We start from the raw sequence: 20,601 nt of genomic DNA on the forward strand, positions 1-20,601 counted from the left end.
CCCTGCTTTCAATCGTGCTGATCAGGCCTCGACGTCGACTTCGAGATTCTTCTTCAGCTTGTTCATGGCGTTCTTTTCAAGCTGGCGGATACGCTCGGCCGACACCTGATACTTGGCCGCCAGTTCGTGGAGTGTGGCTTTTTCCTCCGCCAGCCAGCGCTGGTAGAGAATATCGCGGCTGCGGTCATCAAGCTGTTCCAGACCCTGCTGGAGCTGGTTCACCGAACTGTCTGACCAGTCGGCCGACTCCAGCTGCGTTGCCGGATCGTAGCGCTTGTCTTCCAGATAATGGACCGGGGCGTATGCTGCGCCATCGTCATCATCATCCTGCGCACCATCGAATCCCAGGTCCTGGCCGTACAATCGGCTTTCCATTTCGCGCACTTCGCGCGTTGCGACGCCAAGATCCTCGGCCACCGCGTTGACTTCGTCATGCGACAACCAGGTCAGTTTCTTCTTTGCGCTGCGCAGGTTGAAGAACAGCTTGCGCTGGGCCTTGGTCGTGGCGACCTTGACGATGCGCCAGTTACGCAGGATGAACTCGTGAATCTCCGCCCGAATCCAGTGCACGGCGAAGGACACCAGCCGCACGCCCATTTCCGGATTGAATCGCTTGACCGCCTTCATCAGGCCGACGTTGCCCTCCTGGACCAGATCGGCCTGCGCCAGGCCGTAGCCCGAATAACTGCGAGCGATGTGCACCACGAACCGCAGGTGCGACATGACGAGTTGCCGGGCCGCTTCAAGGTCCTGCTGGTAGAACAAACGATCAGCCAGCTCGCGCTCTTCCTCGATACTCAGTACCGGGATGCTGCTTACGGTCTGAACATACGCTTCCAGGTTCGCACCAGGAACCAGGTTGTGTACGGGCTGTAAAGCAGTGCTCATGTTTGAACTCCGAGAGAAGTTGACGGCTCAGTTTATCACCGGCATATCAGACTGTGAATGGCGCTGCGAGTTCAAGCCCGGGGCCAGTATTCACGCGGCTTCGCTGGCAATTTTCGGCCTCGCGCGGGCTACTGCGGCTCGATGTCGCGGATATGCCGACCGACGGCCAGCCAGGCGCCCGTCAACCCCAGCAACATGGCACCGCCGAGCAGCGTCAAGCCGTCTTCCAGGGGCACACCGTCAAGCTCGAAGTCACTCCGATAGAGACTGGCTACATCGCGAACGGCAAGATTCAGCCAGGCCAGTCCGCCCGACAGCAAGAGCCAGGCCAGCAGGCCGGCGAGCAGACCGTAGAGCACGCCCACGTACAGAAACGGACGACGCACGAAGGCATCGGTTCCGCCCACCAGCTTGATCACCTGAATTTCTTCCCGGCGGCTCTCGATGGCCAGTCTGATGGTATTGGCCATGACCAGCAGCAAGGCGAGAATCAGCAACAGCGCGAGCCCCCCGGTGAAACGCTCGATCATGCCGAGAATGGCGCTGAGACGCTCTACCCATTCCAGATCGATCTGTACGGTATTGACGCCATCGAAGCCGGCCAGCCGGTCACGAAGCGGCGCGAGCGCCGCGGCGCCACCCTCGATGCTGTGCGGCGTGACCAGAATCACCGAGGGCAAGGGATTGTAGGCCAGCTGGTCGAGTGCATTTCCCAGCCCCGAATGCTGCTGGAATTCGGCCAGCGCCAGTTCCTTGTCGAGCAGCTGTGCACTGGCGACCTGGTCAAGCTCGCGAATCCGGTCACGCAGCGCCAGGGCCGGCTCGGCCATGACGTCGTCATCAAGGTAGACAGACAACTGCGCGGCCCGCTGCCAGTCGACACCCAGCCGCTCGACCTGATCGATCAGTACCGCAAGCCCCATCGGCAGCGCCAGCACGATGGTCATGACCAGTACCGTCAGCGCGCTGCTGAAGGGTTGCTGGCGGATCCGCGCCAGTGCCTGCCCGGCGCTGTCGCGGTGACTGCCCAGCCAACCTCGCAGCGGCTGCTTCCAGTCCTGCCCGGAACGCGCTGCGCCGGTGGGCCGGGCACGCTTCTCGGCCGGTTTGCGCTCAGGCTGGCGGGCGCTCATGGCTGGTCTCCGTCGCGCAGCAATCGACCCTCACCCAGGGTGAGCATGCGATGGTCCAGACGGGCTATCAGCGGCAGATCGTGGCTGGCGATGAGTACCGTGACGCCAACGCGATTAAAGTCCTCGAACAAGGCCATGATTTCAGCAGACAGCGCCGGATCCAGGTTCCCGGTCGGCTCGTCGGCCAACAACAGTGCCGGCTTGTGCACCACTGCACGGGCGATACCGACCCGCTGCTGCTCCCCACCCGATAGCGCGATGGGATGGACGTTTTCCTTGCTGAGCAAGCCAACCTTGTCCAGGGCTGCGCGCACCCGGCGTCCGATCTCGTCGCGCGGTGTTCCGTTGATGATCAGCGGCAGAGCGACGTTGTCGAACACCGTACGGTCGAACAGCAGCTGGTGGTTCTGAAAGACCACGCCAATCTGCCGGCGCAGGTAGGGGATGTCGTCACTGCCGAGCTGACGCAGGTCCTGACCACCGATGTGCACCTGGCCCGCAGTAGGACGCTCCATGCACATGATCAGCTTGAGCAGCGTACTCTTGCCGGCACCGGAGTGACCGGTGATGAACACCATCTCACCGGTGCGGATATGGAAGCTGAGGTTCTCCAGCCCCTTGTGCCCGTTCGGATAGCGCTTGCTGACCTGTTCGAAGCGAATCATCGATCAATCGCGCCCAAACAGAGCCTTGACGAATTCCGGGGCGGTGAACGGACGCAGATCATCGATCTGCTCCCCGACACCAATGTAGCGAATCGGCAGGCCGAACTGCTTGGCCAGGGCAAAGATCACGCCGCCCTTGGCAGTGCCGTCGAGCTTGGTCAGGACCAGGCCGGTCAGGCCGACGGCTTCGTTGAACAGCCGGGTCTGACTGATCGCGTTCTGACCGGTACCGGCGTCGAGCACCAGCAGCACCTCGTGTGGCGCCTCGGGATCGAGCTTGGCCATGACCCGCTTGACCTTTTTCAGCTCGTCCATGAGGTGGTCCTTGTTGTGCAGGCGGCCGGCGGTGTCGGCGATCAGCACATCCGCACCCCGGGACTTGGCGGCCTGGAGGGCATCGAACGTCACCGAGGCGGAATCGGCGCCGGTGTGCTGGGCAATCACCGGGATCCGGTTGCGCTCGCCCCACACCTGCAATTGTTCAACTGCCGCAGCGCGGAACGTATCGCCGGCTGCCAGCATGACCTGCTTGCCCTCGCCCTGCAGGCGCTTGGCCAACTTGCCGATGGTTGTGGTCTTGCCGACGCCGTTGACGCCCACTACCAGGATCACGAACGGCGTCTTGTCAGCCGGAATCTCCAACGGCCTGGCCACATTGGCCAGCAGCTTTTCCAGCTCGCGCTGCAGCGCTGCGTACAGCGCCTTGCGGTTGGACACTTCGCGGCGGCGGACGCTTTGCTGCAACGTCTCCATGATCATGGTGGCCGCCTCGATGCCCACATCGGCCATCAACAGGCGTGTCTCCATGTCCTCGAGGAGTTCGTTATCGATCTCCTTCTCGCCGAGGAACATGTTGGCCATGCCTTCGCCGAGATTCGCACTGGTCTTCGACAGACCGGCGCGCATGCGCGCAAGAAAGCCGCGGGGTTCGGCAGGCGGCGCTGGTGCTGCGTCGGGCTCGGCCTGGCCGAGATCGCCGAACAACGATTGGGCGACATCACGTGCCGCATCGGGTTGCGCTGCGGACGGCCGAACAACAGGCTCTGCAGCCGGAACGGTTGCCGGGTCGGTGACGGGTTGTACCGGCGCGCTGTCGGCAGCGTCGCGGGTGGATTCCGTCTCGGCCGTGGCAGGCCGGACCTCGGCCGGATCGTCCTGCGCCGGTGCAGCATCGTCCTGCCGCCGACGGCCCCAGCCAAACAGCCCGCGCTTGGGCTTCTGATCGCCGTCGTCCGCGCCACGGTTGGATTTGTCTTTGGAACCAAACATGAACAATCACTATCGATTCGGGGCGGCTGCGTTTGGCTGCCGCGTTGAAGGTTGGGTTATCCTACCCCACTTCCGCCGTCGGCGGTACGAAGTCGTTCCCAAGGATCCAAGCATGCTGCGGCCTATCTTGACGATTTTCCTCGCTTTTTTGGCACCGACCATGGCTGGTGCCAATACTGACCTGGAACAACAACAGCAAACCCACGAATTCACCCTGGACAATGGCCTGAAGGTCATCGTTCGCGAAGACCATCGCGCGCCGGTGGCGGTGTCGCAACTCTGGTACAAGGTCGGCAGCAGTTACGAGCCGCCCGGCAAGACCGGCATGTCCCACGCCCTGGAGCACATGATGTTCAAGGGCAGCGAGCGACTCGGCCCGGGTCAGGCATCGCGCATACTCAACAGCCTGGGTGCGCAGGAAAACGCCTTCACCAGTCGCGACTACACCGCCTACTATCAGGTGCTCAACCGTGATCAACTGGCCGTGGCGCTGGAACTCGAGGCCGAGCGGATGCGCAAGCTGACCCTGCCGGAAGACGAGGTCATGCGCGAGATGGAAGTGATCAAGGAAGAGCGCCGTCTGCGCACCGAAGACAATCCCAATGCGCTGGCCTACGAGCGCTTCCTGACCCAGGCGCACTTTGCCAGCCCGTACGCTCAGCCGGTCATCGGCTGGATGCACGATCTCGATCGTCTGACAGTCGATGATCTGCGCCAGTGGTACGACCTCTACTATCAGCCGGGCAATGCGATTCTGGTGATCGTCGGTGACGTCGAGATCGACGAAGTGCGGCCCATGGTCGAACGCTACTTCGGACCGATCCCCGCCGGAACCGCGCCCGAGGCAAAACGGCCGCTGGAACTGCCAGGAGGCGGAGAACGTCAGCTCAGCATGCATCTGGACGTGCGGCTACCGACCTTGATGCTGGGCTTCAACGTGCCGAGTCTGACCACTGTTGCCCAGCCCTGGGAGGCGCATGCGCTGCGCCTGCTGGAAGCGGTCCTCGATGGCGGCTACAGCGCCCGCCTGCCGAGCCGGCTCGAGCGAGGCGAGTCGGTCGCTACTTCCGTGTCGGCCAGTTACGACGGCTTCGCCCGCGGCGACACGCTGTTCATGCTCAGCGGCATTCCCAATCAGGCCCGCGAAGTTTCCCTGGAGAAGCTTGAGGAAGCGCTGTGGACGGAGATCGAGCGAATCCAGAGCGAGCCTCCGGAGCGCTCGGAGCTGGAACGGGTGCAGGCGCAGATGATCGCCGATCTGGTCTACGACCAGGACGGCATCAGCCAGCAGGCCAACCGCATCGGTGCTCTCGAGGCGGTGGGCCTGCCCTGGAGGCTGCTCGACGATGACATCGAAACCCTGCAGGCGATCACACCCGAGCAGATCAGCGAGGTGGCCCGTCGCTATCTGGTTCGCGAACGCCTGACCCGAGCCCATGTTCTCCCCGTCCCGGCCGAGGAGGCCACACAATGAGCGATTCCCTGCATCGTTTCCGCTGGCTGTGGGCCGTTGCTCTCCTGGTCGGACTGCTGGTGGTACTGCTGTTCCAGGCCCGATCGAACTCCACTGCCCCGTCCGAAGAGCCTGCTGCAACCAGCGAAGCGGTCAGCACGGAGGCCGAGCCGGTCGCCGAGGTCGATGGCTCGGTCGAAGAGGCTCTGCCGGTCCTCGACTCGTTACCCAGCTGGGACAAGGACGAACCGCCGGCCAGGCGCAATCTGGATCTGCAACACTGGACCACCGAGCAAGGCACGCGGGTGTATTTCATGTCCGCCACGGAGCTGCCGATGATCGACGTGCAGCTGCTGTTCTCAGCGGGCTCCAGCCGGGACAACGGCCAACCGGGCCTGGCTACGCTGACCAACGGCATGTTGGGCGAGGGCACTGAAAACCGCGACGCTGGCGAAATCGCTGCCGGCTTCGAGCGCATCGGTGCGCAGTTCAGCAACAGCTCCCACCGCGACATGGCTCTGGCAGGCCTGCGCAGCCTATCGGCCGCTGACAAGCTGGATCCTGCGATCAACCTGTTTGCCGAAGTGGTCACTCGACCCAGCTTTCCCGAGGATGCCTTCGAACGTCTGCGTAATCAGCTCCTCGCCGGCCTGCAGTTTCGGCTGCAGCAACCTTCTTCGCTGGCCAGCGAAGCCTTCTGGGACGCTCTCTACGGCGATCATCCCTACGGTCACCTGCCTCAGGGGACTCCGGAAAGCCTGAGCACGCTGACGCCAGAGGCGCTGGAGAATTTTCATCAGCAGTTCTACAGCGCTGGCAACGCAGTGATTTCCATTGTCGGGGCTGTCGATCGCCAGCAGGCCGAACGCATCGCCCAGCGGCTTGCCGATGCGCTTCCGCAAGGGCCGGCGGCCGACCCGATACCGGCGCCGGAACCAACCGCGGAAGACGGCGGGCGGCGCCACGTCGAATTTCAGGGCCAGCAGGTTCACATTCTCACCGGCCAGCGCGGCATTTCCCGTGACGATCCGGACTACGCGGCCCTGTACGTGGCAAACGAGATTCTCGGCGGCTCCGGCTTCGGCTCGCGCCTGATGGAAGAAATCCGTGAGAAGCGCGGCCTGTCCTACTCGGTCAGCAGCGGCTTCTCGCCAATGCAGACAGCCGGCCCGTTCACCATCAGCATGCAGACCCGGGCCGATCAGGCTGACCTTGCATTGGGCGTCATCAACGAGTCGCTGCAGCGGTTCATCGATGAAGGCCCGACCGAAGCCGAGCTCAAGCGTACCAAGCGCCAGCTGATGGGCGCCTTTCCGCTGAGCACTGCCAGCAATGCCTCGATCGTCGGACAGCTGGGCATGATCGGCTTCTACGATCTGCCGCTCAATCATCTGCAGCTGTTCATGGATCAGGTGCAGGCACTCACGGTCGAGCAGGTCCGTGAAGCCTTCGCCCGGCATATCACCCTCGACCAGCAGCTGATCGTCACCGTCGGGCCGACGCCGGAGCCGGAACCCGAACCGGAGCTGCTCGAAACGACCGAGCCGGCGGAAGCCGCCGCAGGGGAGCAGCCATGAGCCGGCGGCCCCAGCCGGCAACCAGCCAACTGCGCATCATTGGCGGAGAATGGCGCAGTCGTCGGTTCGGCTTCACCGAAGAACCGGGCTTGCGTCCGACCCCGGACCGTGTGCGCGAAACGCTGTTCAACTGGCTCAGCGGCGAACTGGAAGGAGCGCGTTGCCTGGATCCGTTCGCCGGCAGCGGCGCGCTGATGCTGGAGGCGCTGTCACGCGGCGCAGCCTATGCGCTCGGATGCGACACCAGCCGTGGCGTGGTGCAGACGCTTCGGGGTCATCTGGCAACGCTCGGCTGCGATCACGCCGACGTGCGCCAGCAGGATGCGCTGGGCCTGCTGGCAAGCGCGCCCGACCAACCCTTCGACGTGGTCTTTCTCGACCCGCCCTTTCGCCAGGGCTTGCTCGAGCCGGCTTGTGCAGCGCTTGAAGCAAACCACTGGCTGACCCGCCACGCCTGGATCTACACCGAGAGCGAGTCCGCTCCGGCAGCCCTGGCCCATCCGGGCACCTGGCAGCTGTACCGGGAAAAGCGGGCGGGTCAGGTGTGGTACAGCCTTTGGCGGCGTCAGGGGTGACAGCGTTCAACCCCGCCGCATGGCTACCAGGCGGGCATCTGCAAACGTTGTACAGTCCGTTTTTCCGGCGCCCGCCTCGGCTCGAGCGGACGCGCCAGCGTCTGATTCTCGCAGACGGCGACTTCATCGATCTTGACTGGTACGGCCCCGATCGGGCCGGCGGCCCCTGGGTGATCCTCCTGCATGGCCTGACCGGGAGTTCCGATTCGCTGTACGTGCTGGGGCAGCAGAAGGCGCTCGCCGCCGCCGGCTGGCGCAGCGTGGCGGTGAACTGGCGGGGCTGTTCAGGCGAGCCGAATCATTTGCCACGCGGCTACCATTCGGGCGCCAGCGATGATCTGGGCGAGATCATCGACCAGCTGCGCGATATGGCAGGCTCCCACCGTCCGCTGGCCGCCATCGGCTATTCATTGGGTGCCAATGTGTTGCTCAAGTACCTGGGTGAGCGCGGAGCCACCAGCCCGCTGGTCGCCGCTGCGGCCGTATCGGTCCCGTTCAGGCTGGACCAGTCTGCCGATCGCCTCGGCGAAGGGTTCTCGCGGATCTACCAGGCGCGCTTCATGCGCGAGATGGTTGCCTACGTGGCAAACAAGCAGGCAGCCTTTGCCCGTACACGACGCGAGCAGGAGCACGCCAGGCTGGTCGCCCTGGGCTCGCTGGAAGGCATGTCTACCTTCTGGGAGTTCGATGAGCGGGTCACCGCTCCGCTGCATGGCTACGCGGATGCGCAGGATTACTACCGCCGCTGCAGCAGCCGCTACTTTCTAGGCGCCATCGTCACGCCGACGCTGATCGTGCAAAGCAGCGACGACCCGTTCGTCTATCCCCGCAGCCTGCCGCCGATTGAAGAGCTGCCCGACTCGATGACGTTCGAGCTGCATTCGCGCGGCGGACATGTCGGCTTCGTCGAAGGTCCACCCTGGCGCCCACGGTTCTACCTGGAACGACGCCTGCCGCAGTGGCTGGCCGAGCAATTGCCGCCCTGGCGTGACGATCAGCGCAGCGGGGAATGATAAGCCTGCAGCAACGCTTCGACGGCTGGCCGTGCCTCGTCGGACAGCAGCGGTCTTTCCTGAGCCAGAACCTGATACACACCACGTCGCAACAGCTCGGGCGTCAAGGCTTGCCCTGCCTCGAGCACCGACGTGCAGAGGAAGCTGACCCAGCTGGTCATCAGCAACCAGCTGTTTACCGCCAGCACCTCCGGGTCGGTGAGCGACCGGCGAAGGATGCCGGCGTCCACCAGCCCCTGATAGATTGCCCGGGCGCCGTCGATGCAGCGCCGTGAAAATGCGCGGTAGCGTTCGGCAAGCTGCTCGTCGCAATCGAGCAGATGCTCCAGGTCGCGCAGCAGAAACCGGTAGTCCCACAAGCCATGGAACATGGATTCCAGGTAGGTGCTCTTGTCGGCAAGCGTCAGCGCGCGGCCTTCCGGCACCCTGAGGTATGCATCCACCTGCGCCTCGTAGCGGGCAAACAGCTCTGCAATGATCTGCTGCTTGTTGCGGAAGTGGTAATACAGGTTACCCGGCGACATCTCCAGATGCGCTGCGATGTGATTGGTGGTCACAGCCCGCTCTCCCTGCTCGTTGAACAGCTGGAGACTGGCCTGAAGAATGCGTTCGCGGGTTTTCATGGCGCCCTGGCTTGTTATGTCCGTTTGACACTTTAGAGCAATTGCTCTAACAATAGCGACAACAACAAGAGTCGTCATCGACCTTACCGAGGCCCCAATGGTAGCCGATATAGCCCCCATGCAGGATCAGCAGGCATCGCTCACACGCATGGGCGAGGTCTTTGATCGTCAGCGCGCCGCCTTTCGTGCCGCACCCATGCCCGATGTCGATCTTCGCCTGGGCCAGCTGAGGGCGCTGAAGTCTGCCCTGCTTTCCCATCAGCAACAGCTGATCGACGCGATCAATGCGGATTTTGGTCGCCGCTCGGCTGACGAAACGCGCCTTGCTGAAATCCTGCCCGCTATCGAGGCGCTCAACTATTCGATCAAGCACCTGCGCGGCTGGATGAAGCCCTCCCGCCGTCGAGTGGGGATGGCGTTTCAGCCAGGCAAGGCGCGGGTCATCTACCAGCCGTTGGGCGTGATCGGCATCATCGTGCCCTGGAACTACCCTCTGTATCTCGCGATGGGCCCGCTGACGACAGCGCTGGCCGCCGGCAACCGGGCCATGGTCAAGATGAGCGAGTCCACGCCAGCCACAGCCGAAGCGCTGGCAAACATGCTCGCCGGCGTGTTCGACGAAGAACAGGTCGCCGTGATCACCGGCGAGGCGGAGGTCGGGCAGGCGTTTTCCCAGATGCCGTTCGATCACCTGCTGTTTACCGGCGGGACCGGGATCGGACGCCACGTCATGCGCGCCGCCGCCGACAATCTCACGCCGGTGACCCTGGAGCTGGGAGGCAAGTCGCCGGCAATCGTGTCGACGGACGTGCCTATCGCTGACGCGGCCGAGCGCATTGCCTTCGGCAAGGGCCTCAATGCGGGGCAGACCTGTGTGGCGCCAGATTATGTACTGTGCCCCGCCGAGCGCGTGAACGAGCTGGTCGATGCGCTGCGGCGGCAGTTCAGCACCTTCTATCCCACGCTGGCCGACAACCGCGACTACACCCAGATCATCAATCCACGCCAGTACAAGCGGCTGCTCGGCTACCTTGCCGATGCGACCAATCGCGGCGCGCGGGTGATCGAGGTCAATCCGGCAGGCGAAGACTTCACGCAGACCAGGATCATTCCCCCGACGCTGCTGCTGAATGTGAATGACGACATGAAAGTGATGCAGGAAGAGATCTTCGGCCCGCTATTGCCGATCATCCCCTATGCCACGCTCGACGAAGCCCTCGATTACATTGCCGACCACCCGCGGCCGCTGGCGCTCTATTATTTCGGTTACGACAAGGCCGCGCAGAAGCGGATCATGGAACAGACCCACGCCGGCGGCATGTGCATCAACGACACCGTGTTCCATGTGGCACAGGATGACATGCCGTTCGGCGGCGTCGGCCCTTCCGGCATGGGCCACTATCATGGACACGAGGGCTTCCTGACGTTCAGCAAGGCCAAGGGTGTATACATCAAGCAACGTTTCAACGGCGCGCGCCCGGTCTATCCGCCCTATGGCGGAGCGCTGCTGAAGATGGTGTACAAGCTGTTCTTAAAATAAAAAATGCAGGCATCAGCATGGCCAGGGATTCATCCAATCTGTCACGGCGTGAACTGCTCAAGCTCGGGGCCTGTGCCAGCCTGGTGCTGAGCACCGCGGGCCTCACCGCGACGCTGAGCGGCTGTTCGTCCAGCCAGGCTGCCAACGATTTCGCAGTGCTGCGTGACTCCGACCTGCCCGTTCTGCGGGCACTGTTCCCGGCGATCGTCGGCTCGCACCCGGCCCTTCAGGCTGACGGTACTGCGCTCGAACTGGCTGTCCGGCAGCTGGATACCACACTGGACAGCACGTCGCCGGCCGTGCAGCGCGACGTTCTGGACCTGCTCGGCATGCTCAGTCTGCCGGTGACGCGGGGTCCGCTGACCGGCATCTGGGGCAGCTGGGACAGCGCATCGCCCGACGCATTACAGCGTTTTCTCGAACGCTGGCAAAACAGTCGCCTGGACATGCTTCGCCAGGGTTACAAGGCACTCTGCCAGTTGCTTCTGATGAGCTGGTATGCCCTGCCGCAGTCCTGGGCCGAAACCGGCTATCCCGGTCCGCCGACCATCTGAACCGCCCGAGGGAATCCGATATGCCCGTACCCGATCTGTTCATGCAAGGCGTCACGCGCGGCTGGCAGGTACTGGACGCCAGCGAGTTCGACGGCGAGCGCACCTTCGAGGCAGACGTGGCGATCATCGGCACCGGAGCGGGCGGCGGTACCACGGCCGAGATCCTCGCCAATGCCGGGCTGCGGGTTGTGCTGGTGGAAGAAGGGTCGCTGAAGACGTCTGGCGACTTCAGGAATGACGAAGCCAAGGCCTATGCCGAGCTCTATCAGGAAGGCGCCGCCCGGGCCACCCGAGACGGCGGAATTGGCATCCTGCAGGGACGCACCGTCGGTGGCACTACCACCGTGAACTGGACCAGCAGCTTCCGGACGCCGACGCCTACGCTGGAGCACTGGGCCCGGCAGCATGGTGTCGAGGGCATGGACGAAGCCAGCCTGGCGCCCTGGTTCGCGCGCATGGAGGAGCGTCTGGGAATATCGCCCTGGGCGGTGCCGCCCAACGCCAACAACGATGTGCTGCGCGCCGGTTGCGAGTCGCTTGGCTGGCACTGGGCAGTGATTCCACGCAACGTTCGCGGCTGCTGGAATCTGGGCTATTGCGGAACCGGCTGTCCGACCAACGCCAAGCAGTCGATGCTGGTGACCACCCTCCCTGCCGCTCTGGAAAAGGGCGCCGTGCTGATCCACCGCGTTCGCGCCGAGCAACTGGTATTCGACGGCGACCGGATCAGCGAGGTCCGCTGCCGGGCGATGAATGCGCGCCTGACGCAAGCGGACGGGCAACAGGTTCGGCTGCGCGCCCGGCATGTGGTGCTCGCCGGCGGCGGCATCAACAGCCCGGCGCTGCTGCTGCGCTCCAAGGCTCCGGACCCGCATCAGCGCACCGGCAAGCGCACCTTTCTGCATCCGGTCAACTTCAGCGTCGGGCAGTTCGACCAGCCGATCAATGGCTTCTACGGCGCGCCGCAGTCGATTTATTCCGACCACTTTCAATGGCAGGAGGGCACCGCCGGCCCGATGGGGTTCAAGCTCGAGGTGCCCCCGATGCAGCCGAGCATCACCTCGGCGCTGCTTGGCGGGCATGGCAGCGACAACCTCGCACGGGTGCGCAAGCTCTCGCACAGCAACGTCATGATCGCGCTGATGCGCGACGGTTTTCACGAGGAGAGCGTCGGCGGCGCGGTGCTCCTTCGCGACGACGGTACCCCGGTGCTCGATTACCCCATCAACGACTACCTGATGGCGGGTGCGCGTCGGGCGTTTCTGGCGATGGGTGAGATCCAGTTCGCCGCCGGAGCGCGTGCCGTGTCGCCCACCCACAGCCATGGCCAGCTGAGCCACAGCTGGAGCGACTACCGCAGCCAGGTCGAAGCGCTCAGCTATCGGCTTCACGACGTACGCCTGGCCAGCGCCCATGTCATGGGCGGTTGCGCCATGGGCGAGGACCCGGCGCAGTCCGTGGTCGACAGCCGTGGACGTCATCATCATCTGCAGAATCTGTCGGTTCTCGACGGGTCGCTGTTCCCCACCAGCATCGGCGCCAACCCGCAGCTGTCGATATACGGCATCGTCGCGCGGCTCGCTACCGGGCTGGCGGAAGCGCTTGCCTGAGCCAGACTGGAGCGGGCTCCGGCCCCTCCCGCTTGGTCCAGCCGGCGCATTGCGCTACCATCTGCTTCCCCACCTTTGGCTCAGGATCACCCGATCGATGAATACGGTTCTCTACCCTGGCACCTTTGACCCCATCACCAAGGGCCACACCGATCTGGTCGAGCGGGCATCGAAGCTGTTCGACCGGGTGGTCGTGGCGGTCGCCGCCAGCCCGAAGAAGAATCCGGCCTTTGACCTGGAGCAGCGAGTCGAGATGGCGCGGGCGGTGTTGGCGCATATGCCCAATGTGGAGGTGGTCGGGTTCTCCTCGCTGCTCGCGCACTTCGTCAAGGAGGTGAATGCCAACGTGCTGCTGCGCGGCCTGCGCGCCGTGTCGGACTTCGAATACGAGTTCCAGCTGGCGAACATGAACCGCGTGCTCGCGCCGGATGTCGAAAGTCTGTTCCTGACGCCCTCGGAAAAGTATTCGTATATTTCGTCAACGCTGGTACGGGAAATCGCCGCGTTGAACGGTGACGTCACAAAATTCGTCCATCCCAAGGTCAACGAGGCCCTGATCAGGCGCTTTCGGCCTGATCAGGCGTAAGCGGAGTATCCCAGCGCCATGTCACTGATCATTACCGACGACTGCATCAACTGCGATGTATGCGAGCCGGAATGCCCCAACGGAGCGATCTCCCAGGGCGAGGAGATCTACGTTATCGACCCGAACCTGTGCACCGAGTGCGTCGGCCACTTCGACGAGCCGCAGTGCCAACAGGTATGCCCGGTCGACTGCATCCCTCTGGACGTGAACAACGTCGAGAGCAAGGACGAACTGATGGAGAAGTACAAGATTCTCACCGGCGCGGCATGAACACCCTGCGCGGCGCCCTTTTCACGCTCGGCCTGCTGATCAGCGGTGCGCTCGATGCCGCCGCTCCCGAACAACAGGCCGTCGCCACTGCGCACCCTCTCTCTACCGATGCAGCACACCGCGTTCTGGATCAGGGCGGCAATGCCTTCGATGCAGCGATTGCCGCGGCCGCTACGCTGGCTGTAGTCGAGCCGCAGGGTTCCGGCCTGGGTGGTGGCGGGTTCTTCCTGCTTCGCCTGCAGGACCAGGACGGTGTCGACTACCGCTTCCTCGATGCCCGTGAAACCGCGCCGCTGGCGGCGCATCGGGACATGTATAGGGACGCCGACGGCAAGGTTTCGCGGCAGAGCGCCCTCGACGGTCCGCTCGCCGCCGGCATTCCCGGACTGCCCGCGGCTCTGGTTCATCTGGCCGAGCACTACGGCCAGTTGCCGCTGTCAACAAGTCTGGCCCCGGCCATACGGGCCGCCGAGGAAGGGTTCGAGGTGGGTGAGCGCTATCGGATGCTCGGCGGCTTCCGCCTCAAGGCGATGCGTACCGACCCCGAGACCGCGCGAATATATCTGCGGGACGGCGAGCTGCCGGCTGTCGGTACGCTACTCAGGCAACCGGAACTGGCTGCCACACTCCGAGCCCTGGCGCAGCAGGGACGCGACGGATTCTATGCCGGACCCATCGCCGAACGCATGGTCGAGGGCGTACGGGCCGCAGGGGGCATCTGGCAGGAAGCCGACCTGAGCGGATACCGCATCATCGAGCGCGAGCCGATTCGCTGGCGCAGCCAGGGGCACGAGATCATCAGCGCACCGTTGCCATCGGCCGGCGGCATTGCGCTGGCCGGTATTCTTCAGGGACTTGACCATCTACCCGCGACGCCCCCCGGATCGGCACAGCGTACCCATCAGCTGGTCGAGCTGATGCGCCGGGTATATCGCGACCGCGCTGTTCTGCTGGGCGACGCCGATCAGATCGACGTGCCGGTCGCGCGCCTGATCTCTGCAGAATACGCCCATGCACTGGCCGATGGCATTTCAGCGCAGCGCGCAACGCCAAGCAGCGAACTGGGGGCGCCGCAGGGGTTCGTAGAGGGCACCCATACCACACACTTTTCGCTGATCGATAGCCAGGGCAACGCCGTTGCCGCGACACTCAGCATCAATCTGCCTTTCGGCGCCGCTTTCACGGTGCCGGGAACAGGCGTATTGCTCAACAATGAAATGGACGACTTCGCCGCTGATCCGTCAGGACGCAACGCCTACGGCCTGGCCGGCAGTGAGGCCAACGCCATCGCCCCGGGCAAGCGACCGCTGTCGAGCATGACGCCCACCATGCTGGAAAACGACCAGCGCCTTGCCGTGCTAGGGACACCCGGTGGCAGCCGCATCATCACCATGGTGTTGCTGGGGAGCATGGAGGCAATGGACGGCCAGCCCGTGGAGCACTGGGTATCACGTCCGCGCTTCCACCACCAGTATCTGCCCGATCACATTCAGATCGAGGATGGCGCCTTCACCCCGCAGGTACGCTCAGCGCTCGAACGGCTGGGGCATCGCATCGAACCGGTCGGGCGCGAGTATGGTGACATGCAGGCGGTGAACTGGGACAAGCGCCAAAGCGAGCTGTCCGCAGCCAGCGATCCGCGCGGCGAAGGCAAGGCGCTGGTGCGGCGGGCGCTCAGGGCAGACTGAACGACGGCTCGATCCGTTCGCGCGGCAGCGAATCCAGCGCAGGCTGAACGGCGACATCATGGTTTTCGGCAAGCACCACATGGGCGCTGTGCAGTCGCCGCCGCACCCGCAGCAGATAGTTCAGATCATTGAGCAGTGACGTCGCCTGCCAGCCGTCCATCTCTCGGTTGCGCACATGGGTCTGGACGTTGCGCTGATACGCCTCGGCGAACAGCGTTTCCTGGTCCAGATAGCCGCTCAGCAGACGCTGCTGCTCCTCCCGGTCGCCCTGCAGGTCATCCAGTCGGGCCAGATCGATCAGGGCCAGACCGCATTGCTCCCTCAGCTCCCGATACGCCGCGCGCACGGCGGCATTCTGACTGTCGACGCCGCGGCGCAGATTGGCCTGCATATGCTTGGCTGCCTTGACTGCTTCGACGAGATCGCGCGCGGCAAGCGTCTGGTTCATCACGCTGTGTTGCTGTTCGGGCAACAGCGAAACATCGATGCGGCTGATGAATTCGAAGATATCGCCGTACACCGGCTTGATGTGGCGGTCATACAGCGCGTCGGCATCTTCGCGCAGTTCCGGCGGTACCGGCCGGCTCACGAACGTCTGCAGCTGTTCGGGGTTCATGCCGCGCCCCACCGAGGCAGGCAAGTAGGCTGCCGCAGCAACCACCTCACGGCTCAAGCGGCCGAGGTTGGCGACTTCTGCCTGCAACACCTTGAGCGCGGAATCCGCATGGCGCAGGGACGCATCATTCAGAAACCGTGCGCGCGACCCCGGCTGCTCGCCAAGTGGAAGGGGTCGTCCGCGGGCGACGCTCCGGTCGGGCAGCCAGCGCAGCAGTCCCCTGGACAGGGGCTTCACCCAGGGCACCATCAGCACCAGGCCAAGCAGATTGAACAGCGTATGAAACAGTGCCAGCTTCAGCGTGTAACTATCTGCCGCAATTCCCACGCTCTCGCTGATGACATCGACCGCCTGGGACAGCAGCGGCAGAACCGCCAGCGCCACGGCGGCAGTGACCAGATTGAACAGAATGTGGGCAGCAGCCAGGCGCCGCCCGGCCTGATTGCTGCCAATCGCCGCCACGACCGCGGTGATCGTCGTACCCAGGTTTGCGCCGATCGCCATCGCCAGGGCATTGTCGTAGCTCAACTGACCGGCAGCCAGCGCAGCCAGCGTAATCATCAGCGTGGCATGGCTGGACTGCATGAGTACCGTCGCCACCAGACCCGCGGCTACATACAGCAGCACCCCAAGCCAGCCGCTCAGCGCCAGCTGCTCAAGCGCCAACGCGCCTTCGAAACCTCCCATTCCGGACTTCATCAGATCGATGCCGAGAAACAGCAGACCGATGCCGAGCAGCACCTGACCGAGACCCTTCCAGTGGGCTTCGCCACGGCGGCCAAGGATCACGCCGAACACCAGAAGGGGCATTGCCACCGTTGCGAGATCCACCTTCAGCCCGACCAGCGCGATGAGCCAGGCACCGGTGGTAGTACCCAGATTCGCGCCGAAGACGATGCCGATGCCCGCGCTGAGGCTGATCAGCCCGGCGCTGAGAAAGGCGATGCTCAATAGCGTCACCAGCGAACTGGACTGCACCAGTGCGGTGGACAGCATGCCGAACCCGAGACTTTTCCACAGCCGATTGGTAGAGCGGGTCAGCCAGCGTTCGAGGGCACCACCGGTGAACGCCTTGAAGCCGTCTTCCAGGTGATGCATGCCGAGAATAAACAGCGCTATGCCTGCGGCAAGCGTAGCAAGCTCAGGTTTCCAGACGAACAGGCTGACGAGGACAAGCAAGGCCGCGCTGAGCCAGCCCGGCCTGAGGAATGCACGCATAAAAACCTACGACACGGTGGCGCGACGGACCGCCGCTTCCGTTTCGGCGGTCGCGCTAGGTCAGAGACGTTCCTGCTGCTGCTTGCGGCCATAGCCGGTCTTGGTACAGCCAAGGCAGCGCATGAAGGTTTCGCGACCGGGGCGTACCACAAGCTCCTGACCGGCTTCGGCCGTATTGCCGGCCAGCGCAGTGAATGGCAGGCTGACCAGGAACGCGGCAGCGCCGACGGCAGTCACGGCAGCGCCGATCGGACGCGCGATGACCAGGTCGCCGACCATGGCAAAGATGCCTGGATTTTCGACGTGTTCTTCATAACCGAAGGCGGCGGAGTCGGCGGCGAATACGCTGCCTGCGAGCAGCAGGCCGGCCAGCATGGCGGTGGTGTGACGTAACAGGCGCATAGTAGGATCCCTGGTGGTGGCCCGGTAGGCATTTATTCTCACGAACAACACCCTTCCCGGGTGCCGTTGGGCCATTGTAGGCCCAATCGTGGCATTACGGAATCTGGCCGCAGAAAATTGCCAACCCGTCCCGATTCCGCCGCCTTCAGCGCTGGCAACGCCTGCAGAATACCGAGCTGCGCTGCCCCAGGCGCACCTCACTCAGGGTGCCGCCGCAGACCTTGCATAACTGGCCGCCGCGCCCGTAGGCGAACAGTTCCTGCTGGAAGTAGCCGGGCTGGCCATCCCCGCCGATGAAGTCGCGCAGCGTGGTGCCGCCGCGCTCGATGGCATAGGCGAGAATCCGCCGAATTTCCTCGGCCAGCCGGTCGTAACGGGCACGGCTGATACGCCCTGCCTCGCGTCGCGGATCGATGCCGGCCGCAAACAGAGCCTCGGTGGCGTAGATGTTGCCAACGCCGACGACGACCGCGTTATCCATGATGAAGGGCTTGACCGCCATGCTGCGTCCGCGCGACAGACTGAACAGCCGACTGCCATCGAAGGTTCCGGACAACGGCTCCGGGCCGAGATGGGCAAGCAGCGGATGGCTGGATGGATCGGTACTCCAGAGCATGGCGCCGAACCGACGCGGATCGGTATAGCGCAGCGCCATGCCCGAATCGAGCTCGATGTCGACATGCTCGTGTTTGAGCACCGGCGTGTTCACCGGCACCAGACGCAGATTTCCTGACATGCCGAGATGGCTGATCAGCGTGCCCCCGCCGATATCCATGAGCAGATACTTGGCGCGGCGGCGCACGGCAGCAAACGTCTGGTCCTCGATCTGGATGCCGAGATCCTCCGGTATCGGCCAGCGCAGGCGACGGTCGCGCACGATCAGGCGCGTTACACGGCGACCCTCAAGGTGGGGAGCGATGCCGCGGCGGGTAGTCTCGACCTCGGGTAATTCGGGCATGTTTCGTCAGCGCTCAGCTATGCAACCAGTAGGTGGCGAACAATAACAGTAGCAACAGCGGCATGACACTGGCCACGAATCGACCGTTCCAGCCGAACGCCACGCGCCAGGGCTTCTCGCCGCTGTAGCGGGCGAGGATCAGCGTGGACGGGCCGAACGGCGAAAAGATCATTGCCAGCGAGAATCCGCACATCAACCCCACGGCCGGCGTCATGATCGGCACACCAAGGTACCCCAACTGCGCCAGTAGCCCGGCAATCAAGGAAAGCGAGACGATCGGCGCGACACCGATGACCGCCAGGGTGATGGTGCTGAACAGGCTGGCTACCGCCAACAGAAGATTGTACTTGGGCTCCTGAGCCAGCCAGGCTGCGATGTCTTCCAGCGGGGCCACCGCCCCAAGCACTGCGCCGAGCACGGCAGCACAGCCGAATATGAACATCTCGTTGTGCATGCTGCTCATGTTCTCGGTCACCTCACCCAACGCGGCGCGCGGCGAGCGATCCCGCCAGAGCAGGAATGAAACGACGCCGCACGGAACCAGTACCATGGCAGATTGCGATGCCGACAGCTCGGACAGCCAGGCAAGCAGACCTATTGCCCCCAATCCCAGCAGGCTACCGATCAACAGGCTGATCATCCCTTCGGCCTTGCTGCTGTCACCAATGTTGTCCCGCAGAGCAAGCAGGCCGCCCGTCTCCCGTCGCCAGCCGACGAGGATCATCATCAGCGCCGCGATCACCCCGTAGGGCACCATGCTGGCCCACGAGAGCTCGGGCATTTCCCGCGAGATGATCGCGATGGTCACGCTGGTCGGCGCCAGCAGCGGCACCAGAGCGAACCCGCGCAGCGTGGTGACCATTACGCTGCGCAGGCCGGCGCGTCGCTGCTCCTCGGTAAGCGGATAGCGTTTGAGATGCTCGGTAAGGGTGCCGCAGAGCAGGTTCATCATGCCGAAATTGAGAATCGAGCCGATGCTCCCGGCGGCAAGCACATAGCGCGGATACAGCACGACCTTGGAACCCGACAGCAGCGCCTTGTGCATCTCGCGCAACTGGGGAAGGCGCTTGGCAAGCAGCTGCATCAGACCCAGCGCGCCGAGAAAGCTGGTGTAGTACGCCGCAGAGGAGGCCAGCCGAGGCCATAGCGCTGCGTCGGCTCGGCTGCTGAACAGCGAGGCCAGAACGATACAAAGCGTGGCGATGCCGAGCCAGCGAGGATACGGATTGAGACGGCGAAAATGCAGGGTAAAGTAGGCAAGGAAGATCAGCGCCGCCAGCCAGCTCAGCGGCTTGAATGCGCTCAGCAGGGCGATCAGCTCGAGGCCTACGCCCAGTGGCAGCAGCGCTGCCTTCATTGACAGAGGCTCACGGCAGATCCTTGCGGTATGCGCCCTTCTTGAACACGCCTTCGCCAAACCCGATCAGCCTGTCGTCATGGTCGAGCAGGTCGCAGCTGGCCATGAACACCTTGTGGCCGGCGCTACGGCAGGTCGCCACGGCGCGCACGCGGGTGCCGACCGGAGCCGTCGCCGAGAAATTCACGTTCAATGACAGGGTGATGGCGACCCGGCGCTCCTCGGCCGTGGGTGCCCAGGTGCCGCACAGGCCCATGGCGATGTCCAGCAGGCTGGCAGTGACGCCACCGTGCAGGTTGCTGGCATTGTTCATGTGCTTCTGGGTCAGCGTCAGGGCGATCACCGCCCGGTCCTTGCCGTATTCCACCAGCTCGACCCCCAGGTCCTGGAAGAAGCCGGTGACCGAGCGCTCTACAGCCTGACGTTGATCCTGATCCACTAGACACCACCTTAATCTACACTTGCGGGACACTACAGCCGCCAGCGATTTGGAGCCGGCCTCGACTGTCCTGATTTTGAGACAAGTATGCCACGTCGCTGTCTGACCACGGCGAGCGGGCTCCGATCTGCGCGAACTTGCAACCACGCAGCCCAGGATTTAATCTC

The 20,601-nt window shown here is 63.9% G+C and carries 20 protein-coding genes; 10 read left to right on the forward strand and 10 right to left on the reverse strand.

Going from position 1 to position 20,601, the window contains the following annotated elements:
- Positions 1-21: 21 nt before the first annotated feature.
- From rpoH to ftsY, 4 genes are all read right to left on the reverse strand, one after another.
- Positions 22-888 (reverse strand): RNA polymerase sigma factor RpoH, encoded by an 867-nt coding sequence (rpoH, locus tag KEM63_RS16160; RefSeq protein ID WP_223653467.1) that lies wholly within the window; start codon positions 886-888, stop codon positions 22-24.
- Positions 889-1,016: 128 nt separating this feature from the next.
- On the reverse strand, positions 1,017-2,045 hold the full coding sequence (gene ftsX / locus KEM63_RS16165) for a permease-like cell division protein FtsX (RefSeq protein ID WP_423747870.1): 1,029 nt from the start codon (positions 2,043-2,045) through the stop codon (positions 1,017-1,019).
- A complete protein-coding gene (ftsE, locus tag KEM63_RS16170; RefSeq protein WP_223653470.1) occupies positions 2,018-2,686 on the reverse strand; it encodes a cell division ATP-binding protein FtsE in 669 nt (222 codons plus the stop codon). Before ftsE ends, ftsX begins: the two co-directional genes overlap by 28 nt.
- A 3-nt stretch (positions 2,687-2,689) precedes the next feature.
- A complete protein-coding gene (ftsY, locus tag KEM63_RS16175; RefSeq protein ID WP_223653471.1) occupies positions 2,690-3,955 on the reverse strand; it encodes a signal recognition particle-docking protein FtsY in 1,266 nt (421 codons plus the stop codon).
- Positions 3,956-4,067: 112 nt separating this feature from the next.
- On the opposite strand from ftsY, the gene KEM63_RS16180 reads away from it, so the two are divergent.
- The 4 genes from KEM63_RS16180 to KEM63_RS16195 are packed head-to-tail and all read left to right on the forward strand — an operon-like array spanning position 4,068 to position 8,573.
- A complete protein-coding gene (locus tag KEM63_RS16180) occupies positions 4,068-5,429 on the forward strand; it encodes a M16 family metallopeptidase (protein ID WP_423747819.1) in 1,362 nt (453 codons plus the stop codon).
- A complete protein-coding gene (locus KEM63_RS16185; RefSeq protein WP_223653473.1) occupies positions 5,426-6,985 on the forward strand; it encodes a M16 family metallopeptidase in 1,560 nt (519 codons plus the stop codon). The genes KEM63_RS16180 and KEM63_RS16185 overlap by 4 nt, the downstream gene beginning before the upstream one ends.
- Positions 6,982-7,560: a 16S rRNA (guanine(966)-N(2))-methyltransferase RsmD gene (gene rsmD / locus KEM63_RS16190; RefSeq protein ID WP_223653475.1), complete on the forward strand. Its 579-nt coding sequence runs from the start codon at positions 6,982-6,984 to the stop codon at positions 7,558-7,560. Before KEM63_RS16185 ends, rsmD begins: the two co-directional genes overlap by 4 nt.
- The gene (locus KEM63_RS16195; protein ID WP_223653477.1) at positions 7,557-8,573 is read left to right on the forward strand and encodes a hydrolase; all 1,017 of its coding nucleotides are present in this window, start codon (positions 7,557-7,559) and stop codon (positions 8,571-8,573) included. The genes rsmD and KEM63_RS16195 overlap by 4 nt, the downstream gene beginning before the upstream one ends.
- On the opposite strand, the gene KEM63_RS16200 is transcribed toward KEM63_RS16195, so the two are convergent.
- Positions 8,555-9,196, reverse strand: coding sequence for a TetR/AcrR family transcriptional regulator (locus tag KEM63_RS16200; RefSeq protein WP_223653479.1), 642 nt, complete (start codon positions 9,194-9,196; stop codon positions 8,555-8,557). The two genes, KEM63_RS16195 and KEM63_RS16200, sit on opposite strands and share 19 nt — an antisense overlap.
- 97 nt (positions 9,197-9,293) lie before the next feature.
- Here KEM63_RS16200 and KEM63_RS16205 point away from each other — a divergent pair, with 97 nt between their 5' ends.
- The 6 genes from KEM63_RS16205 (at position 9,294) to ggt (ending at position 15,444) form a co-directional block, all read left to right on the forward strand.
- On the forward strand, positions 9,294-10,736 hold the full coding sequence (locus KEM63_RS16205; RefSeq protein WP_223653480.1) for a coniferyl aldehyde dehydrogenase: 1,443 nt from the start codon (positions 9,294-9,296) through the stop codon (positions 10,734-10,736).
- Positions 10,737-10,753: 17 nt separating this feature from the next.
- Positions 10,754-11,290 (forward strand): twin-arginine translocation pathway signal protein, encoded by a 537-nt coding sequence (locus tag KEM63_RS16210; protein WP_223653481.1) that lies wholly within the window; start codon positions 10,754-10,756, stop codon positions 11,288-11,290.
- Positions 11,291-11,310: 20 nt separating this feature from the next.
- Positions 11,311-12,900: a GMC family oxidoreductase gene (locus tag KEM63_RS16215; protein ID WP_223653482.1), complete on the forward strand. Its 1,590-nt coding sequence runs from the start codon at positions 11,311-11,313 to the stop codon at positions 12,898-12,900.
- A 97-nt stretch (positions 12,901-12,997) separates the two neighbouring features.
- Positions 12,998-13,486, forward strand: a complete 489-nt coding sequence (gene coaD, locus KEM63_RS16220) for a pantetheine-phosphate adenylyltransferase (protein ID WP_223653483.1) — start codon at positions 12,998-13,000, stop codon at positions 13,484-13,486.
- A gap of 18 nt (positions 13,487-13,504) precedes the next feature.
- Positions 13,505-13,756: a YfhL family 4Fe-4S dicluster ferredoxin gene (locus KEM63_RS16225; RefSeq protein ID WP_223653484.1), complete on the forward strand. Its 252-nt coding sequence runs from the start codon at positions 13,505-13,507 to the stop codon at positions 13,754-13,756.
- The gene (ggt, locus tag KEM63_RS16230; RefSeq protein ID WP_223653486.1) at positions 13,753-15,444 is read left to right on the forward strand and encodes a gamma-glutamyltransferase; all 1,692 of its coding nucleotides are present in this window, start codon (positions 13,753-13,755) and stop codon (positions 15,442-15,444) included. The genes KEM63_RS16225 and ggt overlap by 4 nt, the downstream gene beginning before the upstream one ends.
- On the opposite strand, the gene KEM63_RS16235 is transcribed toward ggt, so the two are convergent.
- From KEM63_RS16235 to KEM63_RS16255, 5 genes are all read right to left on the reverse strand, one after another.
- Positions 15,431-17,278, reverse strand: coding sequence for a Na/Pi cotransporter family protein (locus KEM63_RS16235; protein ID WP_223653488.1), 1,848 nt, complete (start codon positions 17,276-17,278; stop codon positions 15,431-15,433). The genes ggt and KEM63_RS16235 overlap by 14 nt on opposite strands.
- A gap of 60 nt (positions 17,279-17,338) precedes the next feature.
- Positions 17,339-17,680: a multidrug transporter gene (locus KEM63_RS16240; RefSeq protein ID WP_223653491.1), complete on the reverse strand. Its 342-nt coding sequence runs from the start codon at positions 17,678-17,680 to the stop codon at positions 17,339-17,341.
- 145 nt (positions 17,681-17,825) lie between these two features.
- The gene (mutM, locus tag KEM63_RS16245) at positions 17,826-18,638 is read right to left on the reverse strand and encodes a bifunctional DNA-formamidopyrimidine glycosylase/DNA-(apurinic or apyrimidinic site) lyase (protein WP_223653493.1); all 813 of its coding nucleotides are present in this window, start codon (positions 18,636-18,638) and stop codon (positions 17,826-17,828) included.
- Between the two features lie 13 nt (positions 18,639-18,651).
- Positions 18,652-19,995: a hypothetical protein gene (locus tag KEM63_RS16250; RefSeq protein ID WP_223653495.1), complete on the reverse strand. Its 1,344-nt coding sequence runs from the start codon at positions 19,993-19,995 to the stop codon at positions 18,652-18,654.
- A gap of 10 nt (positions 19,996-20,005) precedes the next feature.
- The gene (locus tag KEM63_RS16255) at positions 20,006-20,434 is read right to left on the reverse strand and encodes a PaaI family thioesterase (protein ID WP_223653505.1); all 429 of its coding nucleotides are present in this window, start codon (positions 20,432-20,434) and stop codon (positions 20,006-20,008) included.
- Positions 20,435-20,601: the final 167 nt, after the last annotated feature.

This window comes from Halopseudomonas nanhaiensis, assembly GCF_020025155.1.
Lineage (GTDB): Bacteria > Pseudomonadota > Gammaproteobacteria > Pseudomonadales > Pseudomonadaceae > Halopseudomonas > Halopseudomonas nanhaiensis.